This window comes from Rhizobium etli 8C-3 (genome assembly GCF_001908375.1).
GTDB lineage: Bacteria > Pseudomonadota > Alphaproteobacteria > Rhizobiales > Rhizobiaceae > Rhizobium > Rhizobium etli_B.
On the sequence record NZ_CP017244.1, the window covers coordinates 1763289 to 1784430 of the forward strand.

General features: G+C 57.9%; 16 protein-coding genes and 1 pseudogene. 10 read left to right on the forward strand and 7 right to left on the reverse strand.

Annotated features, from left to right (window positions below):
- Window positions 1–861 precede the first annotated feature (861 nt).
- The 7 genes and pseudogenes from AM571_RS33290 to AM571_RS38595 all read left to right on the forward strand — a co-directional run.
- Complete coding sequence (locus AM571_RS33290) at window positions 862–1548, forward strand: helix-turn-helix domain-containing protein (RefSeq protein ID WP_074065178.1); 687 nt, start codon at window positions 862–864, stop codon at window positions 1546–1548.
- A gap of 409 nt (window positions 1549–1957) precedes the next feature.
- Window positions 1958–3091 carry an aminomethyltransferase family protein gene (locus AM571_RS33295; protein ID WP_074065179.1) on the forward strand — a complete coding sequence of 378 codons (1134 nt, stop codon included), beginning with the start codon at window positions 1958–1960 and terminating at the stop codon, window positions 3089–3091.
- A 10-nt stretch (window positions 3092–3101) separates the two neighbouring features.
- A complete protein-coding gene (locus tag AM571_RS33300) occupies window positions 3102–3707 on the forward strand; it encodes a dimethylamine monooxygenase subunit DmmA family protein (RefSeq protein WP_074065180.1) in 606 nt (201 codons plus the stop codon).
- Window positions 3704–4669, forward strand: coding sequence for a PDR/VanB family oxidoreductase (locus tag AM571_RS33305; RefSeq protein ID WP_074065181.1), 966 nt, complete (start codon window positions 3704–3706; stop codon window positions 4667–4669). The genes AM571_RS33300 and AM571_RS33305 overlap by 4 nt, the downstream gene beginning before the upstream one ends.
- 30 nt (window positions 4670–4699) lie before the next feature.
- On the forward strand, window positions 4700–5740 hold the full coding sequence (locus AM571_RS33310; RefSeq protein WP_074065182.1) for a heme-dependent oxidative N-demethylase family protein: 1041 nt from the start codon (window positions 4700–4702) through the stop codon (window positions 5738–5740).
- A gap of 52 nt (window positions 5741–5792) precedes the next feature.
- Complete coding sequence (locus AM571_RS33315) at window positions 5793–7130, forward strand: NAD(P)-binding domain-containing protein (RefSeq protein ID WP_074065183.1); 1338 nt, start codon at window positions 5793–5795, stop codon at window positions 7128–7130.
- Between the two features lie 66 nt (window positions 7131–7196).
- Window positions 7197–7317: pseudogene (locus tag AM571_RS38595) on the forward strand (chemotaxis protein); the annotation flags it as partial.
- Window positions 7318–7447: 130 nt separating this feature from the next.
- On the opposite strand, the gene AM571_RS33325 reads toward AM571_RS38595, so the two are convergent.
- Window positions 7448–9817, reverse strand: coding sequence for a DUF1989 domain-containing protein (locus tag AM571_RS33325; protein WP_074065728.1), 2370 nt, complete (start codon window positions 9815–9817; stop codon window positions 7448–7450).
- A gap of 242 nt (window positions 9818–10059) precedes the next feature.
- Between AM571_RS33325 and AM571_RS33330 the strand changes: the two genes are divergently transcribed.
- Window positions 10060–11844, forward strand: a complete 1785-nt coding sequence (locus AM571_RS33330) for an APC family permease (RefSeq protein ID WP_074065185.1) — start codon at window positions 10060–10062, stop codon at window positions 11842–11844.
- Window positions 11845–12096: 252 nt separating this feature from the next.
- On the opposite strand, the gene AM571_RS33335 is transcribed toward AM571_RS33330, so the two are convergent.
- The 3 genes from AM571_RS33335 to AM571_RS33345 form a co-directional block, all read right to left on the reverse strand.
- The gene (locus AM571_RS33335) at window positions 12097–15492 is read right to left on the reverse strand and encodes an acyl-[ACP]--phospholipid O-acyltransferase (protein ID WP_074065186.1); all 3396 of its coding nucleotides are present in this window, start codon (window positions 15490–15492) and stop codon (window positions 12097–12099) included.
- A gap of 91 nt (window positions 15493–15583) precedes the next feature.
- Complete coding sequence (locus AM571_RS33340; protein ID WP_074065729.1) at window positions 15584–15865, reverse strand: YiaA/YiaB family inner membrane protein; 282 nt, start codon at window positions 15863–15865, stop codon at window positions 15584–15586.
- A gap of 30 nt (window positions 15866–15895) precedes the next feature.
- Window positions 15896–16582: a PspA/IM30 family protein gene (locus AM571_RS33345; RefSeq protein ID WP_074065187.1), complete on the reverse strand. Its 687-nt coding sequence runs from the start codon at window positions 16580–16582 to the stop codon at window positions 15896–15898.
- A 109-nt stretch (window positions 16583–16691) separates the two neighbouring features.
- Between AM571_RS33345 and AM571_RS33350 the strand changes: the two genes are divergently transcribed.
- Window positions 16692–17318 (forward strand): TetR/AcrR family transcriptional regulator, encoded by a 627-nt coding sequence (locus tag AM571_RS33350; protein ID WP_074065188.1) that lies wholly within the window; start codon window positions 16692–16694, stop codon window positions 17316–17318.
- Window positions 17319–17604: 286 nt separating this feature from the next.
- Here AM571_RS33350 and AM571_RS33355 read toward each other — a convergent pair whose 3' ends face one another.
- The 3 genes from AM571_RS33355 to AM571_RS33365 form a co-directional block, all read right to left on the reverse strand.
- Complete coding sequence (locus AM571_RS33355; protein WP_074065189.1) at window positions 17605–18450, reverse strand: carbohydrate ABC transporter permease; 846 nt, start codon at window positions 18448–18450, stop codon at window positions 17605–17607.
- A 6-nt stretch (window positions 18451–18456) separates the two neighbouring features.
- Window positions 18457–19338 (reverse strand): carbohydrate ABC transporter permease, encoded by an 882-nt coding sequence (locus AM571_RS33360; RefSeq protein ID WP_420493410.1) that lies wholly within the window; start codon window positions 19336–19338, stop codon window positions 18457–18459.
- A 157-nt stretch (window positions 19339–19495) separates the two neighbouring features.
- A complete protein-coding gene (locus AM571_RS33365) occupies window positions 19496–20749 on the reverse strand; it encodes an ABC transporter substrate-binding protein (protein WP_074065191.1) in 1254 nt (417 codons plus the stop codon).
- 146 nt (window positions 20750–20895) lie between these two features.
- On the opposite strand from AM571_RS33365, the gene AM571_RS36755 reads away from it, so the two are divergent.
- Entirely contained in the window at window positions 20896–21117 is a 222-nt protein-coding gene (locus tag AM571_RS36755) for a hypothetical protein (protein WP_132551844.1), read from the forward strand.
- Window positions 21118–21142: the final 25 nt, after the last annotated feature.

Below are 21142 nucleotides of genomic sequence, written 5' to 3' on the forward strand. Positions count from 1 at the left end.
TGGCGATGGCGATTGGCCTGGACTCTGCGCCGGCGCATACAGCTCCGGCCCCCGACCGATCCCTGTCGGCATTCGTCATCGCGGGGCCGTTAACGCCCTGCATCGACGATAGCTATGCTGCTGGCGTCTCGCAGGCAACGCGATTGCGTCATGACCGGAACATCAATACGAGGCTCGCTCCTCGCAGAGTGTCGTTGAGATCGGTCACAATCCGTTGGCAACACGGCAGATACCCGCGTGCCATGTTTCGGCATAGCGTTTGACTCACCGGACGTATTGAAGATCGGCCCCGACAACAGCCAAAAAATCTGCTCTCCACAAGAACTGAGCCTCGGGGGGTAATCCGGTTCGGCCTTCTGGCGGTGAACGGTCCTTTGCGGGACAATGGATCAGAGGCAGTGCCTTCAGGAAAACCATCGGCATCCGCGGGGTCAGGACGTAGGTCAGATCTGTTCAGCCCTTCTTGTGTCCCTCATGAGATGAGCTATCTGCCGATGTCGAAGAGAGCGAGACCGGCGGAAAGACCTTTCCACCGGTATAAAATTCAAAGCTCGAGCTTGCCTGCGAATGAATGGAACCGTTGAACAAATCAGAAGGTCATGGCGGCGAGCCAGTCTTCGAACCTACCACCGCCAAGCCCAGTATCTACAGATTTAACGGAGCTGGCTGACCGGTGAAAGTCCTCTCCTCTCGCCCATGCCTTAACCGCTGTTATAGGGGACCGGCGAGCACGATGTGGGCGAGACCGAAACTCCATAGTATGGCGCCAGCCATAAGCGCTGATCACTCACTTTCTTCACGATTGAGAAAATTTCACTACGGCGATAGGGTTCCGGGGAGGGAAACGCGAAAGGACGATGCATGAAGGCCAAGCGCGATGACAAAATGAGCCAAGAGGAACAGCCGCACGGGAACCGGACCGCTCTTTCTCAGGACCCGCATGCTGTCCGCGAACCGAAGGAAAACAATCTCGAAATGGCGATCGGCCACGAGGTTCGCGCCTATCGCAAGAAGCTCGGCATCACGGTCACCGATCTCGCCGCCGCAACCGGCATTTCGCTCGGCATGCTCTCGAAGATCGAAAACGGCAATATCTCGCCTTCGCTCACGACGTTGCAAGCGCTTTCCCGCGCCCTCGGCGTGCCCCTCACCGCCTTTTTCCGGCGTTACGAAGAGCCTCATAATGCCGTCTTCGTCAAAGCCGGCCAAGGCATCGAGCTCGAGCGGCGCGGCACGCGGGCGGGACATCAATACAATCTGCTCGGACATATCGACAACAATTCCAGCGGCGTCATTGTCGAACCCTATCTCATCACGCTGACGGCCGATTCCGACGTCTTCCCGACCTTTCAGCATGAGGGTATGGAGTTTCTCTACATGCTGGAAGGCGAAGTCGTCTATCGCCACGGCGACCAGCTTTTTCCGATGCAGCCGGGAGACAGCCTGTTCTTTGACGCCGATGCGCCGCACGGGCCGGAAGTGCTGGTCGAGCTGCCGAGCCGCTACCTCTCGATCATCTGTTATCCCCAGCGTGGCAAAACGGGATAGGTTGCTTTAAAAAAAAAACCAGAAAGTCGACCCTGAAAGACCCGCTGGTCCTTTTTCGGATGTGAGCGAAGTCCCCCTCTTCCCGGCAAGCCCTTGCAGCGACGAGTAAAGCCGGTCGCGGTGCTGTGCCGCCGCCATCACCCATTTCAACGCGCCAGACAGAGCGAAGGCCCCGCCTCGTCGGTGAACTCGCTGTCGGGGAATTCTTTCAACGATGCCACAGCACCCCGCTTCCAGCAGCGTCGAAACCGGCCACCGATTGCCAGCATCGTCTTCTCCGCCGACCCCGCCAAGGGCAACCGCCGCTGAATATTTCAGGGAATCCCTGCTCAGGCAGGCTTGCCACGACGCGAAAGACGAATATAGTCAGGAAACAAATATTCCGTAGAAGAAACATAAGGGAACGAGAATGGCTTTATCTTGGCGTTTCTCCGCCTTGGCGGATCGGCATCGCGCTCTCGGATCGAAGCTTGAGGACTGGAGCGGAATGGGAACCGCCTGGACCTATGACAAGGACATGTCGGAAGAGCACGTCGCCGTCCGCACCAAGGCCGGTATCATGGACGTCTCCGGCTTGAAGAAGGTGCATCTGGTCGGCCCCCATGCGATCGCTGTGCTTGACTACGTCACCACCCGCGACATGACGAAGATCTATCCCGGTCGCTCGGTCTATGCCACGATGCTAAATGGTCGCGGTCATTTCACCGACGATTGCATTGTCTACCGCACGGGTCCGAATTCCTGGATGCTGGTGCATGGTTCCGGGTCCGGCCACGAGGAGGTCGTCAAGCAGGCGGCCGGCCGCAATTGCGCGGTGCTCTTCGACGACGATCTGCATGATCTCTCGCTTCAGGGACCTTTGGCGATCGACTATCTCGCCAATTATGTGCCCGGTATCCGCGACCTCAAATATTTCCATCACGTTCAGACGACGCTCTTCGGCGCTCCGGTGATGATCTCGCGCACCGGCTATACCGGTGAGCGTGGCTACGAGATCTTCGTGCGCGGCCAGGATGCCGTCATGGTCTGGGATCGGGTCGTCGAAGAGGGCAAAGATATGGGCATTATTCCCTGCTGCTTCAGCGTGCTCGACATGCTGCGGGTCGAAAGCTATCTGCTCTTTTATCCCTATGACAATTCCCAGATGTATCCCTTTGCCGATCAACCGCCCGGCGACAGCCTCTGGGAACTTGGCCTCGATTTCACCGTCAGTCCCGGCAAGACCGGCTTTCGGGGTGCCGAGGAGCATGCGCGCCTCAAAGGCAAGGAGCGCTTCAAGATCTTCGGTATGCTGATCGATGCCGATGGCCCGGCCGATCTTGGCGATGAGGTCTGGGCCGATGGCAAAAAGGTCGGCGTCATCACATGCCCGAGCTATTCGTCGCTAACGAAGAAATCCATGGCAATCGCCAGGCTTGATGTCGACAAGGCTGTTCATGACACGAAGCTCGAAGTGCGTGGCAAGAGCGTACAGAGCACGGCCAGCGCGCATGTGCTTCCCTTTGACGATCCGCAAAAGAAGAAGCGGACCGCTTTAGGTTAGGGAGCACGCCATGCTTGTTGCAGGCATCAAGAGCCGTCCGCTCTACAAAGGTTTGACAATCGAGCCGCATGCCAAGCGGCATATCTTCGCGCTCGAGGGTGAGGGTGCGCTCGCGCTCATCGACCAGAAAGCCGCCCTCGACTTAACGATCCTTTCACGCAGCGAAATCCTCTATGTCGCGCGCGGGTCGAAGGGCAAAGGCCATGACACGACGCTGCTCGGCCTGGGCACAGATGTCTTCTGGACGGCGCCAACGATTGCAACCCTTTTGTCGCGGCTGAAGGCATTGCTGGCAACCGCTCACATGGGCGTTCGCCTCTATGTCGCCGGGACGGAGGGTTTCATCGGACAGGCAATGATGGTGGGGCTCGATCACGGCATGGATTCCGCCTCGATCATCACCGAACATCGCGGCTCGCTGGCGCGGCGTGTCCAGTGCGTGCATTGCAAAGGGATCAATGAGGAGGTGACTGCGAGCCCCTTCACCTGCAGCCATTGCGGACTGACGCTCCTCGTGCGTGATCACTATTCGCGACGGCTCGGTGCCTTCCAGGGCGTCAACATCGATGCGGAAGACCCTGGCAGCGCGCCCGATCCTGAGGAGTTGTTCCTTTGAGCGGTGGTCGTGAAATTCCCGTCCGCGTGACGAAGGTGACGCCGGTTGCAGAGCGCATCAAGCGCTTCCGTTTCGAGCGGCTCGACGGCAAGCCTTTGCCATATTTCTCAGGCGGGGCCCATGTCATTGTCTCGATGAATGATTTTGGCCATATACGCCGCAATGCCTATTCGCTGATGTCGCCGCCGCATGATTGCGCGGCCTATGAGATCAGTGTGCTGCATGTCGAAGGCTCGCGCGGCGGCTCCACCTTCATGCATGAGAGGGTCAAGGAAGGTGACGAGATGAACGTCAGCTATCCGGTCAACCTTTTCCAGCCGGATTGGCGGGCCCGCAAGCATCTGCTGATCGCCGGCGGTATCGGCATAACCCCCTTTATGGCCATGATGGAACAGTTCACCCGCGAAGGCGCCAATTTCGAGCTGCATTATGCCATGCGCACGCGCGATCGCAGTGCCTATTGGAAGGAACTGGCCGAGCGCTACGGCTCTCAACGGATCAAGATCTACTGCGACGCTGAAGGCATGACGATGCCGCTCGACCGTCTGCTCGACAGTCAGCTGCTCGGCACGCATCTTTATGTCTGCGGCCCATCGGGGATGATCGACGGCGTCTTAAGGGCCGGGATGGAAGCCGGCTGGCCGGAGCAGAACTTGCATTCGGAACGCTTCCTTTCCTCGTTGCCGGGCAAGCCCTTCACCGTCGAGCTGGTGCGCTCCGGCAAAACCGTGAGGGTTGGCCATCACGAAAGCATGCTGGAGGCCATCGAAGCGGCAGGCGTCGATGCGTCCTTCCTATGTCGAGGTGGTGCCTGCGGTCAGTGCGAGACGGAGGTCGTCAACTGCGATGGCAAACTGCTGCATCACGACGTGTATCTGAACGATGAGGAAAAAGCGGCTGGCCGCAAGGTGATGATCTGCGTCTCCCGCTTCGAGGGCAAGACGCTGCATCTCGACCTCTAGCGGCTCTAAAGGCGGAACAAGGAGAACGACATGGCAATCGCCTTTAAGCAGGAAAGTTTCCGCGACGATTTCAGCTATCGGAACAGCCCCGAGAACATCAGCCGTTTCCCGTTTCCCTTCGATCGCGACGAGTACATGTATTCGGTCAACATGGAGCCGCACGTGCGCGGCAGACCGGGTACCGTCTTCGAAAACCTGATCGACGTCGATGAGCACTATGTCGCTGAGATGCATGACCGGATGCTGGTGCTGAAGGAGGATCCGCTCCGCTATCAGGCTCTCCCCCATATGATGAACGCGCAGTGGGATACACTCGAGCTTCTGATGGAAGAGCAGGCAACTGGCTATCCCGAACACTTCACCCTCACGAGGAATGGCGACGAGTGGCGCTGGGTCAACCGGCCGCTCGGCATCGACGACACCTTCACCTTCGGCGATGTCTCGACGCTGCCTTGCGAGCCCTTCGAATATATCACGCGGCAGGCGCAGGGTGACTTCTGCATCGTTGACCAGCGCGACGGAAATCTTTGGATGGATGCTGGGATGGTGACGACCCAAGCCGACTGGTCGCTCGATTTCGACATCGGCATGAATTTCATGGAGTGGCACGGGCCCGTGCCTCTCGCCCACCAGGCCGGCGTCTTCGACCGCGCATTAAAATTCCTCCTGAACCTGCAGCAGGGCAAGCCGACGCGCCGGTTCAACTGGACGATGACGATCAATCCACGGCTTGATACCAGCCCGGAAAACTACCACAAATGGGGGCCGGATCGCACGACCGTGACGCCAGAGAATGTTGCCGAGAAGGTACATCTGCGCGTCGAGCTGCAGAGCCTGTGGCGCCTGCCGCGTTCGAACGCCATCCTCTTTGTCATCCGCTGCTACCTCATGAACATGGGCGAGCTGGTCACCGTGCCGAAATGGGCGCGACGCATGCCACGCGTGCTGAGAACCCTGCCGCCGGAACTCATCGATTACAAAGGGCTCACTCGCTACCGCGAGGACACGATCAATTGGCTTTCGAAATATGATGACGGGGCGCCCACCAGCCCCGGCATTTTCCCGGATTAACGCGCAGCGATGCGCTGAAGCAATGCCATATTATTAAGAGGGGAATGCTTTCATGACAAGAGTTGCCGTTATCGGCGCCGGTCCCTCCGGACTGGCACAGTTGCGCGCCTTCCAATCGGCCGCGCAAAAGGGCGCTGAAATCCCGGAGATCGTCTGCTTTGAAAAGCAGGCAGATTGGGGCGGGCTTTGGAATTACACCTGGCGCACCGGTCTTGACGAATATGGCGAGCCGGTCCACGGCAGCATGTATCGTTACCTCTGGTCGAATGGTCCGAAGGAATGCCTGGAATTCGCCGATTATTCCTTCGAGGAGCATTTCGGCAAGCCAATCGCCTCGTATCCTCCACGCGCAGTGCTTTGGGACTACATCAAAGGCCGCGTGGAAAAGGCGAATGTCCGCCATTGGGTGCGCTTCAGCACGCCCGTGCGCATGGTGCGCTTCGACGAGGAGACGAGGAAATTCACGGTGACGGCCCACAACCGCGTCGAGGACCGCATGTATGACGAGGAGTTCGATTATGTCGTGGTTGCGACCGGTCATTTCTCGACCCCGAATGTTCCCTATTTTGAGGGTGTCAGGACCTTTAACGGCCGTGTTTTACATGCGCACGACTTCCGTGACGCGCTGGAATTCAAGGACAAGGACATCCTTATCGTGGGCCGCAGCTATTCGGCCGAGGATATTGGTTCGCAATGCTGGAAATACGGCGCCAGATCGGTGACGACGAGCTACCGGTCGAAGCCGATGGGCTTCAAGTGGCCGGAGAATTTCGAGGAGCGGCCGCTCTTGACCCGGCTCGAAAACAGGACTGCGCATTTTCTCGACGGCTCGATGAAGCAAGTCGATGCGCTGATCCTCTGCACCGGCTACCAGCATCACTTTCCGTTTCTGCCGGACGAATTACGACTGAGGACTGCCAACCGGCTCTGGGCAGACGGTCTCTACAAGGGCGTTGTCTTCGACAAGAACCCACAGCTCTTCTACATCGGCATGCAGGACCAGTTCTACACCTTCAACATGTTCGACGTACAAGCCTGGTGGGCTCGCGACCTCATGATGGGCCGCATAAAACTGCCACCGGAAAGCGAACTGAAGGCGAATTTCGACATGTGGCGTGCCCGCGAGGAGGCGCTTGAAGATGCCGAGCAGATGATCTGGTATCAGGGAGACTACGTGAAAGAACTGCTCGCAGAAACCGACTACCCGAGCTTCGACATCGAAGGCACGAACAGAACCTTCATGGAATGGGAACACCACAAGGCGGAAAATATCATGGGCTTTCGTGATCACGCCTATCGATCAATCATGACCGGCAACATGTCGCCGAGGCACCATACGCCCTGGGTCGAAGCTCTCGACGATTCGATGGAAGAGTACCTGCGCAACTGACAGCATTCCAAGTCCGCCCTTCGACCGCTTGGAGGTGGTTCACCGCGGCCCTTTGGCGGCTTTTTTAACCGGACACGGACCTTCGCCCTCCACCATGGGTGAGGAGGACGTGCCGATCATGGACCAGGTCGTGGGCCCGGCGCTCGATGGGCCCGCCGCCTGGACGATGGAGTACCGGATCCGAAATCGGGACTTGAAACTGCTCGCCGACGATGCTGGCATCGAGGCGGCACGACCGGTAAGGCAGGGTCAGGCTGCTTGCCAACGCCCTGGGGCTACCCGCGCCACTCCAACGGCCAGCTCAAGTCGGGCTGAACTTAAGCACGCGGCCGCGTCTTTTGAGGATCGTAATGCGACAGCGGCACGATGACCGCAGGCAAGCGTTTCTGGTGGCCGTCCAGCTTGCCGATCTCCACCGCCATTCCAACAGAGGCGTGCGTGATGTCGATACGGGCGAGAGCGATGGTCTTGCCGAGGATTGGCGAGCGGGTAGCGCTGGTGATCACACCCACTTGCGCGCGGCCAATGTGAACGCAATCTCCATGGCCAACCGCTTCATTGGCCTGCACGTCGAGCCCGACCAGCAGATGACGCGGATGCTCCTTGCGCCGGATCAGAGCCTCGCGGCCGATGAAATCATCCGCCTTGGACTTCAACGGCACGGTGAAACCAATGCCGGCCTCGAACGGATCGGTCTGGTCGGTGAACTCGTGATGGGCGAATATCAGCCCCGCCTCGATGCGCACCATGTCCAACGCTTCGAGACCCATAGGCTTCAAGCCATGCGGCGCACCAGCCTTCCAAACCGCGTCGAACACCTTCATCGCGTCCTTCGGATGGCAGAAGATCTCGTAACCCAGCTCGCCGGTATAGCCGGTGCGCGAGACGACGACGGGCGCGCCTTCCAGGTCCCCGATGCGCCCGACCGTGAAGCGGAACCACTCGAGTTCTCCGATCGTCGGCTGGCGTGGCGCCGTCCAGATGATCTCCTTCAGAATGTCGCGGCTCTTCGGTCCCTGCACAGCGATATTGTGCATCTGGTCGGTTGAGGAGCGGACCCAGGCCCTGAAGCCTTTCTTTTCCGCTTGCTCGCGCAGCCAGATGCCGCTTGCGTCATCACCGCCGATCCAACGGAAGTTTTTATCGCCAAGACGGAAAAGCGTACCGTCATCGATCATGCCACCGTTTTCGTAGCACATGGGCGAATAGACGACCTGTCCGGACGACAGCTTACGCACGTCGCGCGTCAGACAATATTGCAGCAGTTCCTCGGCATCTGGACCGGTGATTTCGAATTTTCGCAGCGGCGAGAGGTCGATGACGACTGCCCTTTCGCGGCAGGCCCAATATTCTTCGACGGGGCCTTCGGCAGAAAAGCGGTTCGCGAGCCAGTAGCCGCGATATTCCGCGTAATCCCTCGTGAGTGCCGAAAAGCGTGGGTGGAAGGCGGTCTCGTGCGTCAGCTCAGCGTCGGAGTCAGGTGTCATGCGATAGGCTACCGCTCGTGAGAATTTCTCTTTTTTGGAAAAGGTTCGGACATGTATATCCGTCGGATCCCAGCCGTTGGCGGCATCGATATCGTCTGGACATGAGGAGGAGACGCAGACGAGGTCGGTCAGCGCCCGCATCATCACATAATCGCCGGGGCGCGACCAAGGCTCGTCGAGGTATAGCTGGTTCTTGTCATCGATGCCTGTATTGTAGAAATAGTTGAGCGCTTCCCAGCCGTTGCGAGGGGCAATCCCGTAAGACGACAATGCAGCGTTGAAGTTGTCCGTGCAATTGACGTGGCCAGGATAGCCCATATCGTCATAGTAGCGAGAGTTGCAGGCGGTGGCGAAGGCGTCGTGACGGCCGACCGTGTCCTGGACGATCTCGACGAGAGGTTCAAAATCGCGATCGAACGCCTTTGACGGCAGGCCGGGCATCGGGTAGCTGCGGCCGAGCAGGGTGCGGGTGACGGTCGAATCCAAAGCCAGGTCGAGACCCTTGTCCACCTTGCGGGCCGCGAAAGCCTGAAAATCCGTGCATTGCCGCCCATAAACGTCAATGATCTGAATGAATTGGCCAGCGCGGACGAAGTAGGCCGAGGCTGTTGCCGCCTTGATGCGAATATCTTCGATCGGATCGGCCATCGGCTCGGGCAGGGCCGAAGAATAATCGCGAATGAGTTGGCTCCGCCTGATCCTGATCTCGATCGGCGTCGACGTATCCTGCATGTGCGGCAACATCACGCCTGCAGGAGCAGCGACAACCAGGAGACCTTTCAGGACGATGGTAAGTTCTGCGGAGCTTCCTGGCGTCGCTGCCGCTCCGAAGAGACGTAGCGCGCCGGCCCCCGCAAGATCCACGCCGCGACGAGCAAGCGCAGCGCGGGTACGGATGGCGCTCTCTTCCCCAGTCGCAAGGATGGCCTTCAGTCCCTCGGCGGCATTGGTGAAGGCCGCGCCGAGACCTGCCGACAGGAAACGCCCAGCCTCATCGACGAAGGAAAGCTCACAAGGCTGACCGCCTTCCATGTCGGTGACGGTCACGTGATCACCGACCTCGACGCGCATAACCGCCGAGCCGCCGCCCTTGACGCGGTAGCGCTGCGTGCCCTGCGGCAGCGCGGGAATGCCCGGATAGCGGACAATGCTCGGGAAAGCCGGCCGCACCCCGGTCATCGCCCGATGGAGATCTCGCATCATACCCTCTTGCGTTGGAGCGCGCTTTCGCCCGCCAAAACAGGTTTACAAAATGCCGTTGGAAAGTAAACCATATTGACTAAAAAGAAAATATCTTCACTATGCATCAAGGGTCAAAGCTGAGAATCCATGCGCGAGCGCGGATCGCCAAAAACCAGGCTGGCCCCGCAAATGCCGGGAGAGGCACGTTCAGGGAGACGCACGAAGAGACGTCCGGAACAATCGAATGGGGAACTTCAGCAATGACAGACGTAGTGGACGCCGGAATTTCGGCCGGCACCGAAGGTAAGCTTATACGTGCCCTCGACTGGAAGGGTGCATTCTGGGTGGCTGCGGGCGTGCCGCCGCTCGTCCTTTTCTCCATCGGCGGCATCGCAGGCACGACAGGCAAGCTCGCCTTCGTCGTATGGATCATTTCCATGATCATGGGCTTCCTGCAATCCTTCACCTATGCAGAGATTGCCGGCATGTTCGGCAACAAATCCGGCGGCGCCTCCGTTTACGGCGCAACCGCCTGGCTGCGATATTCGAAGTTCATTGCGCCGCTTTCGGTCTGGTGCAACTGGTTTGCCTGGTCGCCGGTGCTTTCGCTCGGTTGCGCCATCGCCGCCGGTTATATTCTCAATGCGTTTTTTCCGATTCCGGCAGCTGACTCGCAAGCAGCTCTCGATTGGGTTGCCGCACATGCCGCGTCGATCACGGCAGATAGCCCGCGCGTTGCAGAATACATAGCAGCCCATGCCGGTACGGCGCCGGACGCTGCCATCAAAGCGCTGCTGAGCACGGATGCCGTAGCGGCGTTGACGCCAGCGATCCGCAATTGGTCACTCGCAAGCTTCAGCATTCCGTTCCTCGCTACCGCCAACATCAACGCCACTTTCTTCATCGGCGGCATCCTGATGCTGATCATCTTCGCCATCCAGCATCGCGGCATCTCGGAAACCGCAAGCGTGCAGAAGTGGCTGGCGATCATCGTGCTCGTGCCGCTGCTTTTGATCGGCATCTACCCGATCTTCAGCGGTCAGATCGTTGCTGCGAACGTCACAGGCCTGCTTCCGCCAACGGCAGCATATTCAGACGTGGACGGTACGTGGAGCAACGGCGGCTGGACGCTCTTCCTTGGCGGCCTCTATATCGCCGCCTGGTCTACTTACGGCTTCGAAACCGCCGTCTGCTACACCCGGGAACTGAAGAATCCGAAGACCGATACTTTCAAGGCGATCTTCTATTCCGGACTTGCATGCTGCTTGTTCTTCTTCCTCGTGCCCTTCGCCTTCCAGGGTGTTCTCGGCCATGCCGGCATGCTGGCACCTGGAATCGTCGACGGTACCGGCGTAGCGGAAGCCCTCGGTGGGTTGATCGGCGCGGGTCGCATCATCACCCAGCTTCTCGTCGTCCTGATGATCATGGCACTCTTCCTCGCTATCATGACGGCCATGGCAGGATCCTCGCGCACCCTCTATCAAGGCGCCAAGGACGGTTGGCTGCCGAAATACCTCGACCATGTGAACGAGAACGGCGCGCCGACCCGCGCCATGTGGACGGACTTCGCCTTCAACCTCTTCCTTCTGGCGATCGCATCCGATGTCGGCGGCTACTTCTTTGTGCTTGCTGTCTCCAATGTCGGCTACATCATCTTCAACTTCCTCAACCTGAACTCCGGTTGGATCCATCGCATCGATTCCGGTCACATCGAACGTCCCTGGAAGGCGCCGAGCTGGCTGATTGGCCTCAACACGTTTCTCGCCTTCGTCAATGCCCTCTTCCTGGGCGCGGGCGCGAAGGTCTGGGGTTATGCCAACGCACTTTGGGTCGGCTTCGCCTTCGCAGCCGTCATCCTCCCGGTCTTTGCCTATCGCCATTATGTGCGGGACGGAGGCAAATTTCCTGCGGGAGCGATGGACGATCTGGGCCTCACAGGTCAGGACCTTGGCGCGAAGAAGGCGGGCATCCTTCCCTATGTCGCGCTTGCCGGCGGTCTGGCGATAGTCCTGATTGCGAACTGGATCTTCCAACTGCCGGCCTAAGCCTGAGACGATTCATTTTGTCGCCGCCCTGGCCTAGGGGCGGCGATCCTCGAAGATGGCCGGGGCGCTAACTCGTGTCCCTGCAAAATGCTCGACGTGATGTGCGTTGAACGCGAGCACGCCGAACTCTGCAACCGAAGAAGGTCCTGCCCCACCGGACGTCGCTGCACTCGACACGGTCCGTCCGTGGTACATCGCCTGCAGGCGCTCGGTCTGGCACCGTCGATGCCCAGTCGTGCGACCACCCATCGCTTACGCAGCGTGCTGCGGGGGCTGCAAATTTTGGACAATCTTGCTTGCTGCAACGAAATCCACCTTTCCCGAACCTAGCACCGGTACTTTGCCGATCTTGATTTCCGCCGGAACCATCATATCCATGGCTCCCCTGGATTTGACAAAGGCAGCGAATTCGGCGCGAGTAGCGTTTGGGGCATCTGTCAGCAGCACCAGTCGCTCACCCTTCTTTGCATCCGGAACAGATGAAACGACCGATAGGGCACCGGCCCATAACTGGCCGGCAAGTGCTTCGACGGCAGCCAGCGAAATCATCTCGCCGCCGATCTTGGCAAAGCGCTTGGCACGGCCGCGGATGGTGACAAAGCCATCTTCGTCGATGGTGACAATGTCACCGGTGTCATGCCAGCCATCCGGGAGCGACTCGATCACGCCAGGGTTTTCAGCGCGCAGATAGCCGGCCATGACGTTGGCGCCGCGGATGAAAAGGCGACCACCCTCATCGATGCCCGCAACCGGCTCGAGCTTCCACTGCATGCCCGGCATGATCTTGCCGACGGTGCCTGAGCGGTTGAACATTGGAGTATTGAGGGAGATCACGGGCGCCGTTTCGGTAACACCGTAGCCTTCGAGGATACGCAGGCCGAACTTTTCCATATAGGTTTCGCGGGTGGATGGTTTGACCGGCTCGGCACCCGAAAAGATGTAGCGGATCGATCGGAAGTCATAGGGGTGCGCAGTTCGGGCATAGCCGTTCAGGAAAGTATCGGTCCCGAAGACGATCGTCGCGTTGGAAGTGTAGATCAGTTCCGGCACGACGCGGTAGTGAAGCGGCGAAGGATAGAAATATACCGGCACGCCCGAGATCAAAGGCAGAACGGTTCCCGCCGTCAGACCGAAGGAATGAAACACCGGCAAGATATTGAAGACTTTGTCCCCGGAATGGAAGTCGATGCGCGCGGCAGCCTGGGCGGCGTTTGACAGAATGTTGCGGTGGGTGAGAACGACACCCTTCGGTGTTCCCTCCGAACCAGATGTGAAAAGGATCACGGCGGTGTCATCGGCCCTGCGCTTGATCAGCGGCTTGTATCTGTTGAGGAAGCCGCGAACTTTGTCGACGACGGTAACTGTCGTTCGAAGTTCGTCGAGCCAGACGATCCTCATCTCTTTTTCCAGCTCGGCGACCACCGGACCAAGCTTGGCCTGTTCGATAAAGGCACGTGAGGAGAGGATTTGCTTGACCTCTGCTGCCCTGCACGCTGACAAGACATTGGCGGCGCCGGCGGTGAAATTCAGCATCGCCGGAACTTTGCCCGCCGACATCACAGCCAAAACTGTCGCAGCTGTGCCGTTGGCGTTTGGAAGCAGGACGCCAAGCGTCTGTTCATCGGGCAACAACGCCTTGAACTTGGCACCCAGAACCGCAGCGGCGGTGAGAAGCTTAGCATAGGACAGCTGGCCGCTCATCGGATCCTCGACTGCAAGCTTTCCCCCACCTCCTTCCAAAGCCGTCTCGATGATGCGGTCCAGGACCGTCAGATTGGTGTTCGTCGTGCGGAACATCAACATCGACATGACCTGGTACAGGGCAGCGCCGGCGGCAATACGGCGCTTGCGGCCCTTGATGTGGTCAGGAACGTCGAGCTTGACCGGCTCAAGGATCGTCACTTTGACCTTGGGAAAGATGCGACGGCGCACCTGGCCAGCCGAAAGGCGCGAGAAGTAGCTCTTCTCAAGCCCATCGATACGGACCGGCACGATCATCGATCCCGTCTTGTCGGCAACCATTGCTGCGCCGTCATAGACCTTCATCAGCGCCCCGGTCACTGTCAGGCGACCCTCCGGAAAGATGCCGATCGCATTGCCGTCGTTGACAAGCTTGATGAGCGAACGTGTCGCCATCGGCTTTGTCGGATCGAGCGGAAGGAATTTGCACATCTTCAGGAAAGGGCGAGCCCACCAAGCCTGAGCGATCTTGTAGTCGACGGCGAAAACGGGCTCTTCCTCGGTTATTGCAAGCGCCAGAGCTCCATCAAGAAAGCTCACATGATTGAGCGCGATGATCGGTGCCTGGCCAGCCTTCTTGATATTCTCCAGACCTTCCACCTCAAGGCGCAGGAAGGCACGGAACAGTATGGAAATGAAATCACGCAACGGATTGGTGGGCAGCGTCTTCAACATGATCCAGGCAACGCCGGCATTGATGACCGAAAGACCGAGAATGATCATCGCAACGGAGACACCGACGGCTTGCAAGATTGCGACCAGCGCAAGGCCGGTCGTGATGAACAACGCCGACAGAACGTTCGCAGCTCCAATCACGCGGGCACGGCGGGCCTGGTTTGCCCAGGCCTGCATCGCCGCAAACGTCGGCACGGCCATGAAAGCTCCTCCAATGGCCATACCGGCGAGGTCGACCGCCACACGCATCGTCTTTGGTTCGGCAAAGAAGGCGGATATGGTCTCAGCATGAGAGGCGGATTGCAGGCCCCACAGGTTCCAAGCGAGATCTATTCCGAAGAGTGCAACGATGACGGTGCCGACTGGCGCCGGCAGCAAGACGACGCGACCTGCCGACATCCAGCCGGCGATCGCTGAACCGATCGCAATGGAGATCGCGAAAACGGCGAGATAGGCAGGTACGACGATCTCCGAACCACCAAGGATCTCCGTCACAATGAAGGGCAGCATCGACATGACGAATGCGCCCACGAACCAGAACCAGCAGTTCATCAGCGCCGAGCGCCAGATTCGCTCGTCTTCCCGCAGCTCATTGACAAGTGTGACGCTCGAGCGGAAGACATTTCTGTCGATAACGAGATCGGGCGCTTTTGAACCCGTGGCGGGGATCAGGCGAGCGGCCAACCAGCAAAGCACCGAAAGCCCCATCATCATCGGTCCGAACACCCAGACGTTCTCGCCGTTCGTGAAGGCAAGCGCTGCTACGATCGTTCCGGCCAAGATGGCGATGAACGTGCCGCCCTCGATCCAGGCGTTCGCCTTTGGCAGGTCCTTGCGTTCGAGATGATCGGGAAGAATGCCGTACTTAATCGGTCCGAAAAGCGACGAGATGACACCGAAGCCGAAAAGAGCCAGCATAAGGATCGAGATCGACGACACCGCGATACCTAGGACGGAGGTCGCCGCGACTGCGATCTCGCAACGCTTGAGGATTTCGGCCATTTTCGCCTTGTCATATCTGTCGGCAAGCTCACCGCCCAGCGCCGAAAGCAGCAGGAACGGAATGATAAAAATTCCGCCGGCGAACGTCACGAGCCAAGCTCCCTCGGCCGCCATCTGCGCAAGGATCAGGAAGATAAGCGTCTGCTTCAGGAAATTGTCGTTGAAGGCCGAGAGAAACTGCGTCCAGAATAACGGCGCGAACTTCCTCGATGTCATAAGATTGCCGTGCATGGCGGTCCCCTGTTGGATCGCAAGAGAAAGCCACAGCGTTGTTACGCAATAGTTTCAGACAGCAACAACTCTGTGGTGTGGTTAAGAAGTCTTAGCTTTCGCCGCCACGATTGAAGTTGACGAGGAGCTTTTCTGTCTTGGCGTCCTCGATCTTGCGGATCAACTTCTCCGACTCGGCGTTATCGCGCAGCGTCTTGGTGATGTTCACCGTCGTTTGCACCAGCATCAGTATGCCCATGGCGAGATAGCCTTTTCCCCAGAGGTCGAGCGGCATCATGTAAAGGCCGGCTGCAAGCATGAAAGCTGCCGTGCCGAAGGAGATGTATGAAAAGCTGACCCAGCTGGAGGAATGCTTCTGGAAACTGTCGTTCATCTTCGTGGTCCTTTTGTTCGACATACATTTTTAGGCAGCGTTGTTGATCCGCGTCCGCAGCTTTGCCAAGATATCATCAGCCGATGAGCGCAGCGGCGCACCGCAGCCGGCATTCGCAAGCTTCTCGATGATCCCGGCAGAGCCGGGCGCGCAGTCCATCTCCTTGAGCACGGAGGCAATGGTATCGTTCTGGCTTTGGCGAGCGCGAAGGCGGGTAAGGGTCTCCTCGGCCCCATCGAGTGTAGCAAGACCAGATCCGGCAGCGGCACGATCAAGCTTCTGGGCTTGTTCGGTTGCTCGGGCCAGCCGCTCGCCACGCTGCAGATCCTGCAATCGCCCTTCAGCGGTACGAACGACCCCCTTGAGCTTGGCAATCGCCGTCGTGAACTGGGCTTGGGCCTTTTCCGACGCATCCCGCTCGGCTTCGAGACAGGCGATCGTGGCGGCCGCTTCGCGGGCAAGTGCCTCACTGCCCTTTTCCAATGCGGCAAGAGTGCGTGTTTCAAGATCTTTGATCCGGGACTGGATCATGGTGTAGTGGCTCTTTTCCTGCTCATCTTGTGCAATTGCCACCGCCACAGCGCGGCGGGCAGACTGGATGGCGTGGGCGGCATCGCGAATTTGCTGACTAAGCAGAGGTAAGGCGTTACGCTCGGCAAGAGCACGTTCGGCGTCATGCGCCCTGCCCCGTAGCAATGTGACAATCAGGTTGAACATTTCAGGTCTCCCATCTATGAACGTTGTTCACGAAAGAGTTTTGCCACAGTCGTGAACATTGTTCAAGCTTTTTCTTGAACAATGTTCAAAGATGAAACTGGAGTGGTTAATGGCCAGTCGAAGAGAAGAAAAACGCGAAGACCTGAAGGCCCGGTTGATCGATGCCGCACGCAACAGGATAGCCGATGAAGGGCTGGCAAACCTGCGGGCGCGCGACGTCACGCAGGAGGCCGGTTGTGCGTTGGGAGGTCTTTATACGGTCTTTGCCGACCTCAACGAGCTCATTATTCAGGTCAATTCCTCAACGCTTAAAGCTCTGGAGGAATCGCTGGCTCTCACAGAAGTCAAGAACCGTACGCCAACAGATCGACTGCGCAATCTGGCACAGGGATATCTCAGGTTTGCGCTTGCCCATCGCAATCTGTGGAAGGCACTGTTCGACCACCATCCGCCAGAAAGCAGTCCCACGCCCCAATGGCATCTCGATGAACATCTGTTCTTGATGGATGTGATCGCTGAGCCCCTCGCGGAACTGCAACCGGATATGCCTGCGGAAGATAGAGCAATTCGTGCTCGCACCTTGTTCGGGGCGGTGCATGGGGTGATCAGCATCAGCCTGGAAGCGCGCTTCGTCGGCCTGCCGTCCGATCGGCTGGAACGCGAGCTCGACGAGTTCGTTCTGACCATCGCGGCTGGGGCGGTCGCAGGACGAGGGCCGCAGGCCCGAGGGGAATAGAGGCTTTGAAAACGCTCAGCTATTGTTCCAATGCCAGGATGGCTCGCTCCGTCGAGGGCAAGAATGAATTTGAATCCCACTCGGAATTAGCCGGTGTGCCACCCGTGATGAGGTCACAACGGAAAAGGGTTTCTGATCGCCAGCCCAACTCGGCACGCTGATAACAGCAAGCGAATGCGGATCAGTTCGGGCTTGCCCACTCGGTTTTAATGACGATGTTCGGATCGCGAAATTTTTTCGGGCAGCGCTACCACCTGCCATCGATACCGCACTTAAACGCGCCTGCTCAGCTCTTTACCGACCCGGCTGCCATGCCAGCGAGGAAATAGCGCTGGGCGATCAGATACAAGAGCAAAAGCGGGAGCGATCCCAGCACGCTCATAGCCATCATCTCGTTCCATTCAAAGGCGTGTTGGCCCATGAGCAACTCGATGCCAATGGGAACAGTCCGCATATCCATCGACTTCGTCAAAGTCAGAGCAAAGAGAAATTCGTTCCATGCCAGCAGAAATGTATAGACCGCGGTCGCGACGATGCCAGGCACTGACAGTGGGATGATCACGCGCCACAGCGCCGTCCAGCTTGACCCACCATCGACGAGCACCGCCTCATCGAGCTCCCTTGGCAGGGTATTGAGGTAGCCGGTCATGAGAAGGATCGCATAAGGCAGCGTGAAGACCATGTAGGTCAAAATCAGCGCAAAATAGGTGTTGAAAATGCCGAAGGCGACGACCATGCCGAAATAGGGGATCAAAAGCGTGATGGGCGGAACCGTCTGCGTACTGATGATGAACACGTTCAGCGTATTCTTGAACCGAAATGAATAGCGGCTGAAGCCATAGGCCGTCAGGATGGTGATCAGCAAGGTCAGAAGCGTTACCACTCCGGCGACGAGATAGCTATTGAGGAAGAAACGAACCTTGGCCGGGTCGTTGAAGATCGAAAGATAGGCGACGTTCGTGAAATCATTGGGCAGCAGCCGCGGCGGCAGGGCAAAGATCTCAGTGTTTGATTTCAACGAAGTGAAGAACATCCAAAGGATCGGAAAGCCCGCGAAGACCAGGCCAACCGCAAGTCCGAGATATGTCAGCAGCGTGGGTAGTATTGTGCGACTGAGGGAACGCTTTGCCATTGCCGGTCACCTGGCCTTCTGATGTTTGATGTAGAAGTACGTGGCGCCCATCGAGATCATCAAAATGACGATTGCGCTCGCCGAGGCACGGGAAAATTCGTAACTCGAAAATGCGAGTTTATAGGTGTAGGTGCTAAGCACCTCGGTCGAGTAGATCGGACCACCCCCCGTCGTCATCCACACGAGGGGAAAGACCTGCATTGTCCAGATGAAGTCCAGCAGGGCGATGCTGATGATGATGGGCATCAGTTGCGGGATCGTGATGTAGCGGAATTTTTGGAACTCGTTAGCGCCATCAATGCCGGCTGCCTCGTAGAGATCCTTGGGTATGCCCTGAAGACCGGCGAGAAGGCTCACCATATAGAGCGGGTATCCCGCCCAGATATTCGCAAAGGTCAAAGCATGCAGCGCGGTTTTCGTCGAAGAGAACCACTCGACCTTGAAGTTGATGATGTGCAACGTCATCAGGATGCTGTTGATGACTCCATTGGGATCCAGGAGCAATCGCCAGATGATGGCGATGATCACCGCCGTGAAGAGCCACGGCAAAATGTAAAGAACCCGCAGGATGCTTCTGATCAACGGGTCGACACGTTGGCTGTTTAGCAAAAGGGCAAAGGCAAGACCGATCAGAAGATGAAAGATGACGCTCATCACAGTGAAGTAGAGCGTGTGCCCGACCGACTGCCAGAAAACCGGATCTTTGAAGATCGTCACATAGTTCTGCAATCCGACGAAAGCCGTGTCCTTTTTCGTGATCGCGCCGTCCATCAGAGAATAGCGTAAGACGGTGATCATGGGAAACAGCATCAGCAGGCAGAACAGAAACGTCGCCGGAGCAACATAGAAGTAGGCAACAAGCCTCTTTCTCGTTTTGTAAGACAGCATGCCACGCTTGCGCGTTTTCGCTTGCGTCCGGATGATAGTCCCTGTGGCGAGGCTCATGAGATGTGATTTCCGCCTATCGTGAAACGCATCAATTCTTCCTGATGCAGCGGCAGCGCGACAAATGCTATCACGCTGCCGATGATTGCCGGTAAAGACCCTACTTTTCGAACTCGACCAGCCACTGCTTTTGCGTGTTGGCGGCCGCCTCCTTCGCGGTTTGCTGGCCGTCGAACATCTTTTGAACTTCGACGTTCATCTGCCGCATGAGATCTTCGGCTACCGGCAGTCCGACGAATTCGTTGGCCAGCTTCCCGCTTTGGAATATCTTGAAGGCTTCTTCAAACAGCGGGTCCGATTTCGAGAAGTCGGGTTTGGCGTGAATATTGCCCGGGAAGGCATTGGCGACCGATACGAGGCGGCTGTTCACTTCGGGGCTCATCAGATATTCAACGAGCTTCCAGGCCTCCTTCTTGTGCTCGCTTTTGTCGCTGATGCCGATACCCCATGAAGCATAGGGCAACCCGCGTTTGCCGCTATAGCCGTCGACTGCTGGAAGGGCCGAGATGCCAAACTTGAGATCGGGGTTACGCTGGCGGATGAGGTTGATGTGAGCGAGTGAATCGATCATCATGCCCACGCGGCCATTGACGAATTCTTCGACCTTGTCCTGCTCCTTCTTGGCAAAAATACCAGGCGCGATGACGCCGGCGTCCTGCAGCGACTTGATATATTCAAGTGTCCCGACCACGGAGGGGTTTTCCAGATCGGGCCTGCCATCCTTCAGCATGGACGCTCCGGATGCCCAGACCCAGGACATCACGTCATTCTGGATACCGCCGGGATTTTGCAACGAAAGCGGTAGCACCCACCCGTACTGGTTCTTGTCCGCATTGGTCATCTTTTTCGCAGCATCGGCGAATTCTGTCCGGTTGGCCGGCGTCTTGCCGATGCCGGCAGCCTTTGCCAGATCGAGGTTGACGAAAACCGGATAGACGAACGAAGCAAGCGGGAACATGACGCTTTGGCCGTTGACCTTGATAATGTCGGCGATCTGGCTTTGATCATACTTGGCATCAGCCATCAGGCTGTCCATCGAAGCGATTGCGCCCTGCTTTGCCAAGCCGTTGACCCAGGCTCCGTCGAGGCCAACGACATCGCTGAGCGTCCCCGACGCGGCACCGACAACGATCTGATCATGGGTGGCGGAATACGGGCCGCTGACGAGCGTCACTTTGATGCCGGGGTTTGCCGCTTCGAAATCGTCCATGATGCTTCGCAAAGCACCGGCGGGCATTTCGGGCTCCCACCATTGAATGAACTCAAGATTGGTCTGAGCAAAGGCGCAGGTGGCCCATAGTGTCCAGACCGCCACAGCCGACTGGGCCGCCATGATATATCGTCTGACGTTCATGTTTCCCTCCCATTGAAACGATTTTGCTCGATCCTCCCGATCGAGATCAAAGTAGGGTCCTTTCGGGGTCTAGCTGTCAATGAAGAACTGTCATCGGCAAAGGTCGGCAGCCCGCAGGGAACAACAAAAAGCCCATAACCCGTTGAATGACCTTAGCTTTAGCGAGGGACCCCGAGACATTTTTTTCGAACCAGCACATTGCTCGTGTCGCATTTTTTCTTTACTTTCGTAAACAAATGAAAGGCACCGCGCCCAAAGGAAAACAAATGAAAGGCTCGTTGATCGACGAAAAACGGGTTATGGCGGCCTCCTCCGCGCCGGTCGACATCGCAACTGAAAAAGGCTTCGACCACTTGGTCGCCGGTTGAAGCGCTCGGGTTACCGAGGAACAGC